Origin of the sequence: Sulfitobacter pacificus (assembly GCF_030159975.1) — a bacterium.
In the GTDB taxonomy this organism is placed as follows: domain Bacteria; phylum Pseudomonadota; class Alphaproteobacteria; order Rhodobacterales; family Rhodobacteraceae; genus Sulfitobacter; species Sulfitobacter pacificus.
The window spans coordinates 1,208,743-1,223,119 of sequence record NZ_BSNL01000001.1; the positions used below are offsets into that span (position 1 = coordinate 1,208,743).

The 14,377-nt window shown below is 57.5% G+C and carries 13 protein-coding genes; 8 read left to right on the forward strand and 5 right to left on the reverse strand.

What is annotated here, in order from left to right; genetic code table 11:
• The first annotated feature begins 25 nt into the window (after positions 1-25).
• From ispG to QQL78_RS06135, 3 genes are read left to right on the forward strand one after another with little or no spacing between them, the layout of a single operon-like run.
• Positions 26-1,150, forward strand: a complete 1,125-nt coding sequence (gene ispG, locus QQL78_RS06125; protein WP_284371626.1) for a flavodoxin-dependent (E)-4-hydroxy-3-methylbut-2-enyl-diphosphate synthase — start codon at positions 26-28, stop codon at positions 1,148-1,150.
• 50 nt (positions 1,151-1,200) lie between these two features.
• Positions 1,201-2,355 (forward strand): DNA cytosine methyltransferase, encoded by a 1,155-nt coding sequence (locus tag QQL78_RS06130; protein WP_284371628.1) that lies wholly within the window; start codon positions 1,201-1,203, stop codon positions 2,353-2,355.
• Positions 2,352-2,891, forward strand: a complete 540-nt coding sequence (locus QQL78_RS06135; RefSeq protein WP_284371630.1) for a GIY-YIG nuclease family protein — start codon at positions 2,352-2,354, stop codon at positions 2,889-2,891. The genes QQL78_RS06130 and QQL78_RS06135 overlap by 4 nt, the downstream gene beginning before the upstream one ends.
• A 6-nt stretch (positions 2,892-2,897) precedes the next feature.
• Here the strand turns inward: QQL78_RS06135 and QQL78_RS06140 are convergent, their stop codons facing one another.
• A complete protein-coding gene (locus QQL78_RS06140) occupies positions 2,898-3,641 on the reverse strand; it encodes a DsbA family protein (RefSeq protein WP_284371632.1) in 744 nt (247 codons plus the stop codon).
• A gap of 88 nt (positions 3,642-3,729) precedes the next feature.
• On the opposite strand from QQL78_RS06140, the gene QQL78_RS06145 reads away from it, so the two are divergent.
• The gene (locus QQL78_RS06145; RefSeq protein WP_284371634.1) at positions 3,730-4,878 is read left to right on the forward strand and encodes a pyridoxal phosphate-dependent aminotransferase; all 1,149 of its coding nucleotides are present in this window, start codon (positions 3,730-3,732) and stop codon (positions 4,876-4,878) included.
• Here QQL78_RS06145 and QQL78_RS06150 read toward each other — a convergent pair whose 3' ends face one another.
• On the reverse strand, positions 4,879-5,157 hold the full coding sequence (locus QQL78_RS06150; protein WP_284371636.1) for a hypothetical protein: 279 nt from the start codon (positions 5,155-5,157) through the stop codon (positions 4,879-4,881).
• 200 nt (positions 5,158-5,357) lie between these two features.
• Between QQL78_RS06150 and QQL78_RS06155 the strand changes: the two genes are divergently transcribed.
• The 4 genes from QQL78_RS06155 to QQL78_RS06170 all read left to right on the forward strand — a co-directional run bounded on the left by QQL78_RS06155 (position 5,358) and on the right by QQL78_RS06170 (position 11,916).
• The gene (locus QQL78_RS06155; RefSeq protein WP_284371638.1) at positions 5,358-6,572 is read left to right on the forward strand and encodes an N-acetylmuramoyl-L-alanine amidase; all 1,215 of its coding nucleotides are present in this window, start codon (positions 5,358-5,360) and stop codon (positions 6,570-6,572) included.
• Between the two features lie 112 nt (positions 6,573-6,684).
• A complete protein-coding gene (locus QQL78_RS06160) occupies positions 6,685-9,237 on the forward strand; it encodes a penicillin-binding protein 1A (RefSeq protein WP_284371640.1) in 2,553 nt (850 codons plus the stop codon).
• Positions 9,238-9,326: 89 nt separating this feature from the next.
• Positions 9,327-10,451, forward strand: coding sequence for a peptide chain release factor 2 (gene prfB, locus QQL78_RS06165; protein WP_284375468.1), 1,125 nt, complete (start codon positions 9,327-9,329; stop codon positions 10,449-10,451).
• Between the two features lie 55 nt (positions 10,452-10,506).
• A complete protein-coding gene (locus tag QQL78_RS06170) occupies positions 10,507-11,916 on the forward strand; it encodes an amidase (protein ID WP_284371642.1) in 1,410 nt (469 codons plus the stop codon).
• A 116-nt stretch (positions 11,917-12,032) separates the two neighbouring features.
• Here the strand turns inward: QQL78_RS06170 and QQL78_RS06175 are convergent, their stop codons facing one another.
• From QQL78_RS06175 to QQL78_RS06185, 3 genes are all read right to left on the reverse strand, one after another.
• The gene (locus QQL78_RS06175; protein WP_284371644.1) at positions 12,033-12,275 is read right to left on the reverse strand and encodes a hypothetical protein; all 243 of its coding nucleotides are present in this window, start codon (positions 12,273-12,275) and stop codon (positions 12,033-12,035) included.
• Positions 12,272-13,450, reverse strand: coding sequence for an aromatic ring-hydroxylating oxygenase subunit alpha (locus tag QQL78_RS06180; protein ID WP_284371646.1), 1,179 nt, complete (start codon positions 13,448-13,450; stop codon positions 12,272-12,274). The genes QQL78_RS06175 and QQL78_RS06180 overlap by 4 nt, the downstream gene beginning before the upstream one ends.
• A 113-nt stretch (positions 13,451-13,563) precedes the next feature.
• Positions 13,564-14,361, reverse strand: a complete 798-nt coding sequence (locus QQL78_RS06185) for a helix-turn-helix domain-containing protein (protein ID WP_284371648.1) — start codon at positions 14,359-14,361, stop codon at positions 13,564-13,566.
• Positions 14,362-14,377 lie beyond the last annotated feature (16 nt).

Here is a 14,377-nt window from a genome sequence, read left to right on the forward strand (position 1 = left end):
CACTCTTTGCTAAAAGGTTGCTCTCATGTCGCTTAATTCTATCCGTCCATGGCGCAACATTTACCGTCGGAAATCACGCCAGATCATGGTGGGCGATGTACCGGTTGGTGGCGATGCACCGATCACGGTGCAGACCATGACCAACACGCTGACCACGGATGTGAAAGGCACAATTGCGCAAGTTCAGGCCGCTGCAGATGCGGGCGCGGACATTGTGCGCATTTCAGTCCCCGACGAAGCATCTTCGAAAGCGTTGAAACTGATTGTGCCCGAAGTGTCAGTGCCCATCGTAGCGGATATTCATTTCCACTATAAACGTGGGATTGAGGCGGCAGATGCCGGAGCGGCCTGTTTGCGGATCAACCCCGGCAACATCGGTGATGAAAAGCGGGTGAAAGAGGTGATCAAGGCGGCGCGGGACAACAATTGTTCGATCCGCATCGGTGTGAACGCGGGCAGCCTTGAGAAACACTTGCTTGAGAAATACGGCGAACCTTGTCCCGATGCGATGGTGGAAAGTGGCTTGGATCACATCAAGATCCTGCAAGACAATGATTTCCATGAATTCAAGATCAGCTGCAAAGCTTCTGATGTCTTTATGGCTGCGGCCGCCTATCAACAACTGGCCGAGGCCACGGATGCACCAATTCATCTTGGCATCACCGAAGCAGGCGGGTTGATCAGTGGCACAGTGAAATCGGCCATCGGCATGGGTAACCTGCTGTGGATGGGGATTGGTGACACGATCCGCGTGTCCCTGTCCGCAGATCCGGTCGAAGAAGTGAAGATGGGATTTGAGATCCTGAAATCGCTGGGCCTGCGTCACCGGGGTGTGAATATCATCTCCTGTCCCTCCTGTGCGCGCCAGGGCTTTGACGTGATCAAAACCGTCGAGGTGCTGGAGCGGCGGTTAGAGCATATCAAAACCCCGATGAGCCTGAGCATCATCGGCTGCGTGGTGAACGGTCCCGGCGAGGCTTTGATGACCGATGTCGGCTTTACCGGCGGCGGGGCCGGATCGGGTATGGTTTATCTTGCGGGTAAGCAAAGCCACAAACAGGACAATGCCGATATGATTGAACATATCGTCGAGCAGGTTGAGAAACGTGCGGCAGAAATCGACGCCAAGAAGGCCCAGGCCGCAGAGTAAACCCGCCGTTTTTCAGTCGACACCCAAACAGGCTGGGTCTAGACATAGATATGGTAGGTTCTGTCGATAATCCCCCCAAGTATGCCGAGTTTTTCTGCGGTGCTGGCATGGTGCGTGCCGGGCTGGGCAAGGCATGGGACTGTGCGCTGGCCAATGACATCGATGCGATGAAATGCGCCACCTATGCGCAGAACTGGGGGGCCAAACACCTGATAAAAGGCGATATTGCTGCTCTTGACGTCGAACCTCTTACGCGGCCGATTGACCTTTATTGGGCATCCAGCCCCTGCCAGGATTTTTCACTTGCGGGCAAGGGGCGTGGATTGAACGGCGCACGTTCAGGCATGTTTATGGAATGGGCCCGGCTGATCGGGCAGGCGGGGGAGCGCGGTTTTGCACCGCGCATCATCGCCTTTGAAAATGTCACCGGATTGATGACCCGCAATGGCGGGCGGGACCTGCGCGCGGTGTTGGAAACGCTGATTGGTTTGGGCTATCGCGTTGGCGGGCTGGAGATTGATGCGGCAAAGTTCCTGCCGCAAAGCCGGCCACGGCTGTTCATCGTCGGCGTGCGTCAGGACGTTTTGACCGAGGGGCTTGCGACCAAGGCTGCGAGCGGTGTTTTCCACACGGCAAAGATACGTTCATTTGTCGCGAAACTGCCCAAGAAGAGTGCGCAGCAATGGGTCTGGTGGGCCCATGATGCGCCCGCGCCACGCCGCGCCTCCCTGCGCAAAATTGTGGATGATACACCCAATACCAACTGGCTGGCCGAGGCGGATGTTTCGCGGCTGTTGTCGATGATGTCGGAGCCAAGTCAGGCGCGGGTGCTTAAGGCGCGAGGCACAGGGAAGACCGAAATCGGCATGCTCTATAAACGTGGGCGCCCCGACGATAACGGGTTGAACCGGCAACGCGCTGAGGTGCGGTTTGACGGGCTGGCGGGTTGCTTGCGCACCCCGGCGGGAGGATCATCGCGTCAGACGATCATGTTTGTCAAAGGCAATGAAACCCGCGCGCGATTGCTGTCCAGCAAGGAAGTCGCGCGGCTGATGGGGTTAAGCGACCGGTTCAAAATGCCCGAACGTTACAATCAGGCCTATCAGGTAGCTGGGGATGGGGTGGCTGTGCCCATTGTCAGCTATCTGGACCGCAGTTTGTTTCAACCGATCCTGAACGCCGCGCTGCGCCGTAAAGTCGCGTGAGTGCCGCGCAAGCATATCGGTCCAAGGCAATAGGGGCACTGACCAATGAAATTGGTGTTTATGCCCTATGTGATCTGGACGGTCAGCCGATCTATGTCGGCCAGTCGGTGGATGGCATCCGTACCCGTGTACGTCGGCATCTGACCTCGGCCCGGTCAGATGTGATCGCAAACCGGCAGATTGATGTCTGGGAAATCGCCTATGTCTGGGCCTGGCCCGTGGCGGAGGTGGTGGACGTACAACCGTTGGAAGATGCGGTGTTTCGACATTTCGATGCAGAACAACCGCTGATGAATGGCAAAAGCCTGGGCGGGACAGGAGAGATGTTTGACTGGCCCGAGAAACAGCAGGTGCAGGTGATCGAGGAAGCGGACCGCCAGCTGCGTCTTGATCCGGCGCAACGGCTGCCGCGTCAGATCCAACAGTATAATTTGCTGGTAGACTACATTCTGACAGTCAAGGATGCCGCCCATCTGAAACGGTCACTTGAGGCGCATTTTCAGCGCCTCGTGAAGTACCATCAAACGTTTCTTTGAAACGCTTCAGCCGCGCTTTTCGTCAAGCAGGGCCTTCATCTGATCATAGGGCAGATAGCCGCGTAGCAGCTCGTCTTTCATCACAAAAGTCGGTGTGCCGGTGATCTGCAACCGCTGGGCCAAGGCGCGGGTCTCCGCGATTTCCTGCGTCACCGTATCACTGTCCATCACCGCCTCAATGGCGTCCATGTCCAGCCCGAATGTGCTTGCCATACGGCGCAGGGAGGCAGGGGTCACGTCACCGCGAAAGGCCATCAACGCGTCATTCATTGCCTTATAGCTGTCATCACCCGCCACCTGTTTCACCGCCACAGCAAAACGCGAAGCCAGAACCGATTGTTCACCCAAAATCGGGAATTCCTTGACGATCAGGCGGATGTTTCCGTCTTTTTTCAACAGCTTGGCCACTTCGTCATGGGCCTTTTTGCAATATCCACAACGATAGTCCAGAAACTCGACCAGCGTGATGTCGCCCTCGGGGTTACCGCCAACCCATGAATACCCGTCATCAAAAATCGCCTTTGCATTGACGCTGACAAGGTCCACATCGGCCTGTGCTTGGGCGTTTGCTTCTTTCTCGCGCAGGGCATCGACGGCTTCCATGATCACTTCTGGATTTTCCATCAGATAGGCCCGCACCTCGGCGCGAAACTGGGCGCGCTCTGCGTCTGACAATTCAGTCAGATCCATGGCAGCGACAGGCAGGGCGAGGGATGCCGCGACAATCGGGGCGGCAAAACGGAGCAACATGACGAGAGACCTTTCTAAGCAAATGCCGCGTCAACTTGACGTTGGACGCATTCCCAGTGAAACACGGCCCAGACACAGGAGCAAGACCATGCGCAACTCAACCCGGTCCGCCGTTGATCCCTTTATCGTGATGGACGTAATGCAAGCTGCCGCCAAGGCAGAGGCCGAAGGCCAGCACATCATTCATATGGAAGTGGGCCAGCCCGGCACGGGCGCACCGAAAGGGGCGGTCGAGGCGTTGAAAAACGCGATGGATGACGGGGCCCTAGGGTATACTGTGGCTTTGGGTCTGCCGGCCCTGCGCGCCCGCATCGCGCGGATGTATGGTGAATGGTACAACGTCGATCTGGACCCCAACCGAGTGGTGATCACATCGGGGTCTTCGGGGGGCTTTATCCTTGCTTTTACGTCACTTTTTGACACTGGTGACCGTGTTGGCATCGGTGCACCGGGCTATCCCAGCTATCGCCAGATTCTCAAGGCGCTGGCCCTGACGCCGGTGGATTTGCAAACCTCTCTTGAGAATCGTTTACAGCCGGTGCCGGCGGATTTTGCAGATCAGGATCTGGCTGGATTGCTGGTTGCCTCCCCCGCCAACCCGACCGGCACGATGCTGGACCGTGCGGCGATGGGGGATTTGATCGACGCCTGTGCGGCTCAGAATGCATCCTTCATTTCGGACGAGATTTACCATGGGGTGGAGTACGATCAAAAAGCTGTGACTGCTTTGGAAGTGACCGATGACTGCTATGTCATCAACTCGTTTTCCAAGTATTTCTCGATGACCGGCTGGCGTGTTGGCTGGATGGTGGTGCCAGAGGATCACGTGCGTGTGGTTGAACGGATTGCCCAGAACATGTTCATCTGTGCCCCGCATGCCAGTCAGGTGGCAGCCCTTGCTGCGATGGATTGCGAGGCGGAACTACAGGCCAATATGGATGTGTACCGGGCCAACCGTGCATTGATGCTGACGGGGCTGAAAGAGGCAGGGTTCACCAGTTTCGCGCCACCGGATGGCGCATTCTACGTCTATGCGGATGTAAGTGAACACACCTCTGACAGCTTGAGCTTTGCTGCGGAAATACTTGAGAAGGCGCAGGTTTCTGTCACACCCGGTCTTGACTTTGACCCCAAACGCGGGGCCACTACATTGCGGTTTTCCTATGCCCGCAGCACCGCCGATATTGCCGAAGGTCTTGCCCGTCTCAAGACGTTCATGGCGGGCAGAAGACCCTGATCAGTAAGTGCCGCCCGGCTGTGGTTCCGGGCCGCGCGGGCCGGTCGGGGCTGGCATCCATGGGGCACAGGCCATCCGAAGGGCGATCCCTGCGGCAAGTGGCATCCAGCCGTAGGACTGAAGCAGATGAGAAAACAGGCTGAGGAAGGACTGTGCATCGGCACCGCCTGCATGAAACAACGACACATATAGCGCTTTGAGCAGCAGCATAACGATCCAGATAGCGGTGAACCATTGCAGGGCGCGGCCCAGTTGAGAGATTCTGTTGAGGGTTTTCACGCGACTCTCCTTTCGCATTGTTGAAATCAGTATCAGCCCGGAAATGGGCAGCAATGCGGCGGCAAAACGCCATATCTGTGGAATGTTCCTTGTTTGCGATGGACCTCTGACGATTGCACAGCGGAGGTGTTACAGAGGCTGGGCGGGCCTGTTCTGGCGTGTTATGGGTTGCGAAATGGCACAAGCCAAAACGGTGAGAGATGCGGGCATTCCTTTATCTGGTGATGTTTTTAGGGCTGTGGGCAAGTGCCACAGCCGCCCAAGACCTGAGCGCATTGGCGCGTGTTGACCCGGCAAGGTCAGGGATTTCGGATGGTTGGTTCGGCAAATCCGAGGTCACGATCGGGTTAAGTCAGGGGGTGCCATTCCGTGTCTTCCTGCTGGAAGATCCGGCACGGCTGGTTGTGGATTTCAAAGAGGCCGATTGGTCCAGTTTACGCCCGGAGATGATCCTGCCCGAGGCGGGACGGGTTGAGGCCGTAAGGTTCGGTGCCTTTCGACCGGGGTGGTCACGTTTGGTCGCGGATCTGGCGGAACCCATGGTGCCGGTGGAAATCGGCATGCCGGTGGATGCCGCAAGCGGGCAGGCAGTACTGGAGATTGCCCTGAAAACCGCCAGCCCAGAAGAATTTTCCGCCCGCGCTGGTGCCCCGGTTGATCCCGCCTGGCCCGAAGCTTTGGCAAAGCCGAGAAAGATACAAGATATTGAAAGCGAACGGTTTACCGTGACGCTGGATGCTGGGCATGGTGGCATTGATCCGGGGGCGGAGCGCGGCGAAATTCGCGAAAAAGACCTGATGCTTTCTTTTGCCCGCAGCCTGCGCGAGGTATTGCTGCGCAGCGGAGTTAATGTGGTCATGACCCGCGATGAGGACATATTTGTGCCGCTTGAAACCCGCGTCGCCATTGCCCATCAGGCGCAGGCTGACATCTTTATCTCGCTGCATGCAGACAACCTGCGGCAGGGCGGTGCGAAGGGTGCGACCGTTTACGTCCTGTCCAAAGAGGCCAGCGATGCGGCAACCGCACATCTGGCGGCGCGCCACAACCGGTCTGATATCATTGCCGGCGCAGATCTGACCGGATCGGATGATGAGGTGGCGGGCATTCTGCTGGATCTGGCGCGACAGGAAACCGAGCCACGGTCACTGTCCTTGGCCAATACGCTGATCGCTGGCATGACAGAGGCGGGCGGGCCGATGAACCGCAAGCCGCTGCGCAAGGCAGGGTTTTCGGTACTGAAATCGGCGGACATCCCGTCAGTATTGGTTGAGGTCGGTTTTCTAAGTTCAGACCGGGATTTGAAAAACCTGCGCGATCCGGTCTGGCGCAACACAATGGTGACAGGCATCGCAAAAGCGATTCTAACATGGCGAGACACTGACGCCGCCCGTGCGCCATTGGTGCGCCAATAGCCCTGATTTTGCGCTGAAAACAGCCGATTGCAGTTGTCCCGGGGTTTTGACGATCCTGTCATGATCCCCTATAAGCGCCAGTAACGACAGCCATATTCAAGGGTCTGCATTGGTGTTCCGATTTATCCTTTCTTTTCTGGGCGGTATCTTTACCACCCTCACAATGAGCATCGGTATGGTGGCCCTGACCATTGGTGCCATTTTCTGGATGTATGGCCGCGATCTGCCCAGCCACGAAAGCCTTGCGCAATATACCCCGCCCACGATCAGCCGGATCTATTCGGGGCAGGGCCGGTTGATTGATGAATTTGCCAAGGAACGGCGTCTGTTTGCCCCTGCGGATACGATTCCGCCGATGATCAAACAGGCGTTTATTTCGGCGGAAGACAAAAACTTCTACGAACATGACGGCTATGACCTGCGTGGGATTGGTGCGGCGGCGTTTGACGCGGTGCGCACACGGGGGCGCGATGTGCGCGGGGCCTCGACCATCACGCAGCAGGTGATGAAGAACTTCCTGCTATCCGGTGACCGGCGGGCAGAACGCAAGATCAAGGAAATCATCCTTGCCGCGCGCGTGGAAGAGGCGCTGGACAAGGAAAAGATCCTTGAGCTTTATCTGAACGAGATTTTCCTCGGGCAGAACTCCTATGGTGTGGCGGCTGCTTCGCAGACCTATTTCAACAAGACCCTGTCAGAGCTGGCACCGCATGAGGCGGCGTTCTTGGCGTCCTTGCCCAAAGCCCCGTCAGATTACCATCCTGTGCGCCGCAAGGACCGCCTGTTGCAGCGGCGCAATTTTGTGCTGCGCGAAATGAACGAGAACGGTTATCTCTCGGATGAGGAATATGCGGTCGAGCGCGCCCAGCCCCTGCGCTCTGTACAGAACGGCGATTTTGACAGTTTCAAGAAAGACCTGCCACCACGCGATTATTTCACCGACGAGATCCGCCGCCAGTTGTCCGAAGACTTTGGTGAGGGTGAATTTTTCACCGGCGGTCTGACTGTTCGCGCCACCATCGACAACGAGATGCAGCCTATTGCCGCCAATGCCCTGCGCCGGCAATTGGAACAATATGACCGCGGGCGCGGCGTATGGCGCGGCACCGGACAGAAAATCGCGGTGGATCAACTGGATAGCGAAGAGAACTGGCGCAACGCGCTGGCCGATCTGCGGGTGCCGCGGGATATCGATCTTGAAAACCAATGGTACCCTGCCGTTGTTCTGAGTGTTGGTGACAGCGCTGCGCGTATCGGCATTGAAGGTGTGGAGGAAACTGCAGAGGGTCATTTCATTCCCGCCAAAGATGTCCAATGGGCCCGCAAACGTTTGGAAGACGGCAAACTGGGGCGCAAGGCACAGGTTGCTGGTGATCTGCTTGAGGTCGGAGATGTGGTGCTGGTGCGTCGCATGACAGCAGATGCCGATGGCAGTTTCATCCGCTGGACCCTGCGTCAGGTGCCAGAGGTGCAGGGGGCGTTTGTTGCCATGGACGTTGACACCGGCCGGGTGATCGCCATGCAGGGCGGGTTTTCCTATCAGGCCTCTGTGTTCAACCGCGCCACACAGGCACAGCGCCAACCGGGTTCCAGTTTCAAACCCTTTGTCTATGCCTCAGCACTGGATAGCGGCTATTCCCCGGCTACCATCGTCGTGGATGCGCCGATTGAAATCAATACACCGCAGGGGGTCTGGCGGCCCAAGAACTCTTCCAACCGGTTTTACGGCCCCACCCCCCTGCGCACCGGCATCGAACAGTCGCGCAACCTGATGACGATCCGTCTGGCACAGGAGGTCGGGATGAGCGTGGTGGGCAGCTACGCCGAGCGGTTTGGCGTTTATGACGATCTGGCACCGGTGCTGGCCAATGCTTTGGGCTCGCAGGAAACCACTCTGTTCAAGATGGTCAGCGCCTATGCGATGTTCGCCAATGGGGGCGAAAGGGTGCAGCCCACATTGGTGGACCGTGTGCAGGACCGTTACGGCAAAACCGTCTACAAGCATGACGAGCGGATCTGTAACGACTGCCAGCTTGCCAGTCTTGATCCGGGGCTTGCACCGCGGGTGATTTCAAACCGGGATCGGGTGATGGATCCGGTGACCGCCTATCAGCTGACCTCGATGATGCGCGGCGTCGTGGAGCGCGGCACTGCGCGCAAGGCGGTTGACCTTGGCGTGCCGACCGCTGGTAAAACCGGAACCACAAATGACGCAAAGGATGTGTGGTTTGTAGGGTTCACCAGCAATATCGTCGCCGGGTGCTATATCGGATATGATCAACCGCGACCAATGGGGCGCGGTGCGACAGGCGGGGGCATGTGCGGTCCGGTTTTCCAACGCTTCATGCGTCAGGCGGTCAAGAAATACGGCGGGGGCAAATTCAAAGTGCCCGAGGCCTGTGAGTTCATCAATATTGACCGGTTCACCGGTGCGCGGTTGAGCAACGGGGCCTCTGGCTCGAATGTTGTGTCCGAATGTTTCCGCGCTGGCGAAGAGCCGCTGTTCGGCATCACTTTTGATGGCGGTTTTGCAATGGGGGCCGACCTGCCTTTGGTTGAGGAAGTGGGCCGCACCGCCAAACAGGTTACCACATCGACCGGCAAGAAGGCGGTTGTTGGCCCGAAAGCCAGCTTTGGCACCTTGTCTTCGGGTGGTTTGTATTAAGCGGGGGCGGGGTTAACCCCGCCCTACGGCTTGAAGGTGGTGATGCGCTGGTCTATGTCGGAGAGGCATAGAAAAAAGGCTTGAACCCGATGCGCGCAGAGGCACAAAATACCGCAGATCAGATTTCCAAGTCATTGGAATTACTGGGACAACGGCTTGGGGTTGAGACGGCCCAGCACCGGCTTGAGGAATTTAACGCCCGTGTCGAGGATCCCAACCTGTGGGATGATGCGGATGCGGCGCAAAAGCTGATGCGTGATCGTCAGGCGTTGGTGGATTCCATCGCGACCTATGAGGACATCAAGCAGGAGCTGGCCGATAATCTTGAGTTGATCGAGATGGGCGAGATGGAGGGCGACGAAGAAGTTGTTTCCGAAGCGGAAACCGCGCTCAAGGGGTTGGCCGAAACGGCCGCGCAGAAAGAGCTTGAGGCATTGCTGGACGGCGAGGCGGATGGCAATGACACCTTTCTTGAAATCAACTCTGGTGCCGGTGGGACGGAAAGCTGTGACTGGGCCAGCATGCTGGCGCGCATGTATGTCCGCTGGGCCGAGAAGAAGGGCTATAAAGTCGAGTTGCAGGCGGAAAGCGCCGGCGAAGAGGCGGGTATCAAATCAGCGACATATAAGATTGCCGGTCACAACGCCTATGGCTGGCTGAAATCGGAAAGCGGTGTGCACCGGCTGGTGCGGATCAGCCCGTTTGATTCCGCTGCCAAACGTCACACTTCTTTCACCTCTGTCAAAGTCTACCCGGTGGTGGATGACAACATTGAAATCGAAGTTAACCCGAACGACATCCGCATTGATACCTATCGGTCTTCCGGGGCCGGGGGACAGCACGTGAACACCACCGATTCCGCGGTGCGTATCACCCACCATCCAACCGGGATCGTCGTGACCTCTTCAGAGAAATCGCAACACCAGAACCGTGATATTGCGATGAAAGCCTTGAAAAGCCGTCTGTACCAGATGGAGTTGGACAAGCGGTCGGCGCTGGTCAATGAGGTGCATGAAAGCGCCGGGGATGCGGGCTGGGGCAACCAGATCCGGTCTTATGTCTTACAGCCCTATCAGATGGTTAAGGATCTGCGCACCAATTTTGAAACCTCGGATACCAAAGGGGTTTTGGATGGGGATCTGGATGGGTTGATGGGGGCTACGTTGGCGCTGGCGGTCAGTGGCAAGAGCCGCGCAGAAGCTCAGGGGAATTGACCCATATTTCACAGTTGGTGTTGATTTTCGTTTAATTAGTTAATCTAGTCCACCAATGGATATTTTAGAACAAGACGCGCGCGCGCTTTCGGCCTCACTGGAACAAGGTGAGATATCTGCGCATGAGCTGATGGAAGCGACACTGGCGCGTATCGCTGCGGTTAACCCTCAGGTGAATGCCATTGTGTCATTGCGTGATGGTGATGATCTGCTGGCGGAAGCGCGGGCCGCGGATGCGGCACCGCGCAAAGGCTGGCTGCATGGGATACCCATTGCGATCAAGGATCTGGCTGACGCCAAGGGGCTGCCGACGTCAAAAGGCTCCCCCCTGTATAAGGGGGTGATTGCGCAACAGGACGAGTTGATGGTCCAGCGTCTGCGCGCTGCCGGGGCATTGATCATCGGAAAGACAAACACACCGGAATTCGGTCTGGGCAGCCATACGTTCAACCCTGTGCATGGGGCCACCTGCAATCCCTATAGTCTTGATCGTTCTTCTGGCGGGTCCTCTGGCGGGGCAGCGGCAGCGCTGGCCGCGCGGATGCTGACGGTTGCCGATGGATCCGACATGATGGGGTCGTTGCGCAATCCGGCGGGATGGAACAATGTGTACGGCATGCGCCCCACATGGGGCACGGTGCCCGATGATCCCGAGGGGGATGTGTTTCTGCATCAGCTGTCCACCTCAGGACCGATGGCGCGTTGCCCGGCGGATCTTGCCGCATTGCTGGATACGATGACCGGTGCAGATCCGGCCCAGCCTCTCAGCAGCTCGCCGGAGGCAACCTTGCCCATGCTGGCCACCCAGTTGGCCCCGCAGCGGATTGGGTATCTGGGCAACTGGGGCGGTGCCTTCCCTTATGAGAAAGGCATTGCAGAGCTTAGCGCTGCCGCCCTGCAACAGATGGCAGAGCTTGGCCATCAGGTGACAGAGATACCGGCCCCGTTTGATGCGGATCTAATGTGGGACAGCTGGATCACCCTGCGCTCCTTTTCCGTGGCAGGCGGCAATCACGCGCTTTATGCGGATCCTGAAAAACGCGCTCTGCTCAAGCCCGCCGCCATTTGGGAGATCGAACGCGGGCTGGACATGACGGCGATGCAGATCAATCACGCCAGCATGGTGCGCTCTGACTGGCTGCGCGCAGTGAACCGGCTGTTTGAACAGGTGGATGTGCTGGTGCTGCCCTCGGCGCAATGCTGGCCGTTTGACGTGAACATGGTGCATCCAATCGAGATTGCAGGGGTGTCGATGGATACGTATCACCGCTGGATGCAGGTGGTGATCCCCGCAGGGCTGATCGGCTTGCCGGTCGTGAATATTCCAGCAGGTTTTGGCGACAATGGCTTGCCCGGTGGGCTGCAACTGATCGGGCGGCATGGCAGTGACGGCCAGCTTTTGCAACTTGCGCAGCATTGGCATACTGCAACCGATTGGCCCCGCGCGCGGCCCATGCCCGGCTGATTAAAGCAATTCTGGAAATACTTGAGACACCGCGTATCACTTAACCCGTTGAAATCTCTAATTTCAGGCGCGGTTGAGTGATTGAGGTTTTTCGAAAGTGCTATAGGGCCAAGGTCCTAACGTTTTGGCGGGCGTGGTGGTGCGGCGGGATGTTCGCGCCCGGCGTCGATCAGGCGCTGATGCAGGGCAGGGGCATCAGCGTGCCCGGCCTCCAATGCAAAAACATAGGCATGGGTAAGGTAGAACGCCGCGGCGTCAGATGTCTTTGCCGCCTCTGCCGCCTTCGCATACAGCCGCATCATCGCCGTGCCATCCCCCGCCGCATGAGCGGCCAACAGGGCCGCATCAATGCTGCTCATTCCGCGACATGCGCCGGGTCATCCGCCGCACCTGCGCTGCGATGCTGTTCCAGCCGGGAAGCGACCCAATCGTGGAACATATGGGTCGGCCCATCCATCACCGGTGAAAACCTGCCACCGTCAAAACCGGCTGCGTGACGCCCCCGTTGCATGCCCTCGACCACAAAGACATCTTCGGCAAAGACCTCTTTCCATTGCTCTGTATTGCGCTGGCGCAGCGCGTCAGGTGTTTTCTCGGCAGCATAATAGAGGTGGATATGTTCTACTGTGCGGTCTGGACCATGGGGAACAAGCACAATGGCAAAGGTATGATCACGGTGCACGCCCAGCAGTACATTTGGATAAACGGTGATGTACTCTGCCGCCGTGTCCCATTTCGCGTCTAAACCCTCAAAATCGGGAAAGACTGTGCCATCTTCGTCCTTAAGCTGGCGGTAGACCCATGTGCCCTGCCCAGAGAACCTGCCCGTAGCTTCAATGTGATAGTGATCTTCGAGCCGTGAATAGGTGTTCAGCGCCGGATGCACCCAGGGCAGATGATAGCTTTCGCAATAATTCTCGACCGCCAGTTTCCAGTTGCAGTTCACCTCAAGGGTGAAACGACTGTCTGCACCGCCATGAAACAGGGGTTTGTCAAATTCCGCCCATCGGGCCATCAGATCGGCATGGGCATCCTCAAAAGGCGGGGCGGTGCCGGAGATATTGATATAGACAACATCCATCCAGATATGGCTGCGCACCTCGATCAGCCCCAGCAGATCACGGTCAATTCCTTCATGTGTGTTCTGTCCCGGACCACCGATATGCGGGGTGCTGACCAAACGCCCATCGGTGGCATAGCACCAGCTGTGATAGGGACAACGGATCGCCCCCTCAATCTTGCGCGGGGCATCGATCAGGATCATCCCGCGGTGCCGACAGATGTTCTGGAAGACGCGCACCTGACCTTGCTTGTCGCGCAGCATCAGCAGTGGCATTTCCAGAAAGGTCAACGGCACCGCATCGCCAATGTCGGGTACATCCGCGCCCACACCCAATCCGGCCCATTGGTCAAACAGCACCGCCTGACGTTCCTCAGCGAAAACTGTGGCATCGGTGTAATGGGCGTTGGGCAGGCCGTTTGCCTGCGCGATGGGCTGGCGAACCTTACTCAGATCGGACACGGGGTGGGACATCTGTGCTCTCCTGTTGGTGCCCCAGATATACGCGATTGCAGACCGGCAGCATTGCTGCCCGGCGACCCATTTTTATCAGGGGCGACACAAGCTGTTGAAGGGAGAGGAGCGGGTCAGGAGAACGGGGTGTCCGGTTGCAGCAGCCGGCGGTGAAACGGCAAGAGCTCGTCAACAGAATGAAACCCGGCTTGACGGGCCGTTGGTAGCGCATCCGCAACCCTATTGCCAAGAAACTCATATACCATCCGTACGGCGCGGGGGCGGCCAACTTCTTCGGGAACGGTGCGGGTGATAAAGCCAACCCAAAAGTTGTTTTCAAACGAGGCAACACGATAGAGATAGTTGAACGATGACGTCATGGCGTTGCGGCGCGACACCAAAAGAACGATGCCATCTTCCTGCTGCATGACCAAAGCGCGGAATTCGCGCGCGCGGGCATTTGTCGGCAGATCCTGCAGTTTCATCGACTCAACAGTCTCGTAACCGCGCATAAAGGTGTTGGAACCTTGCCGTAGGATCATAATCAGCCCGACGATAAAGATGTTATGATCGCTAAAGCTACGCCGGGAATAGCGATAGAACCCGCTGGGAAAAGCGTCTTCGGAAACATTCGAGGCACCTGTCCCGAAAAACTCCCGTAGAAACGAGTTTGAAATCGGATCTTCGCCTCTTCCGATCTTATCCACCGGTTCAAGCAGCACGCGCGCGTCTACCTTGAAAAAGCTGCACATGCGGGCCAGCACATCAGGGCGCGGAAAGCTCTCGCCGGACAGGTATCTGTTAAACTGGGTGCGGTTTATGCCCAATTGCCGTGCAAGATCCGAAACAGATGCATAGGTGCTTGAAAGCTGGCGCAGGTTTTCGCCAAACATATTGCGCAACTCAGCAGGAGATTGGGGAGGGCGGGCCATATCAATATGTCCGTGG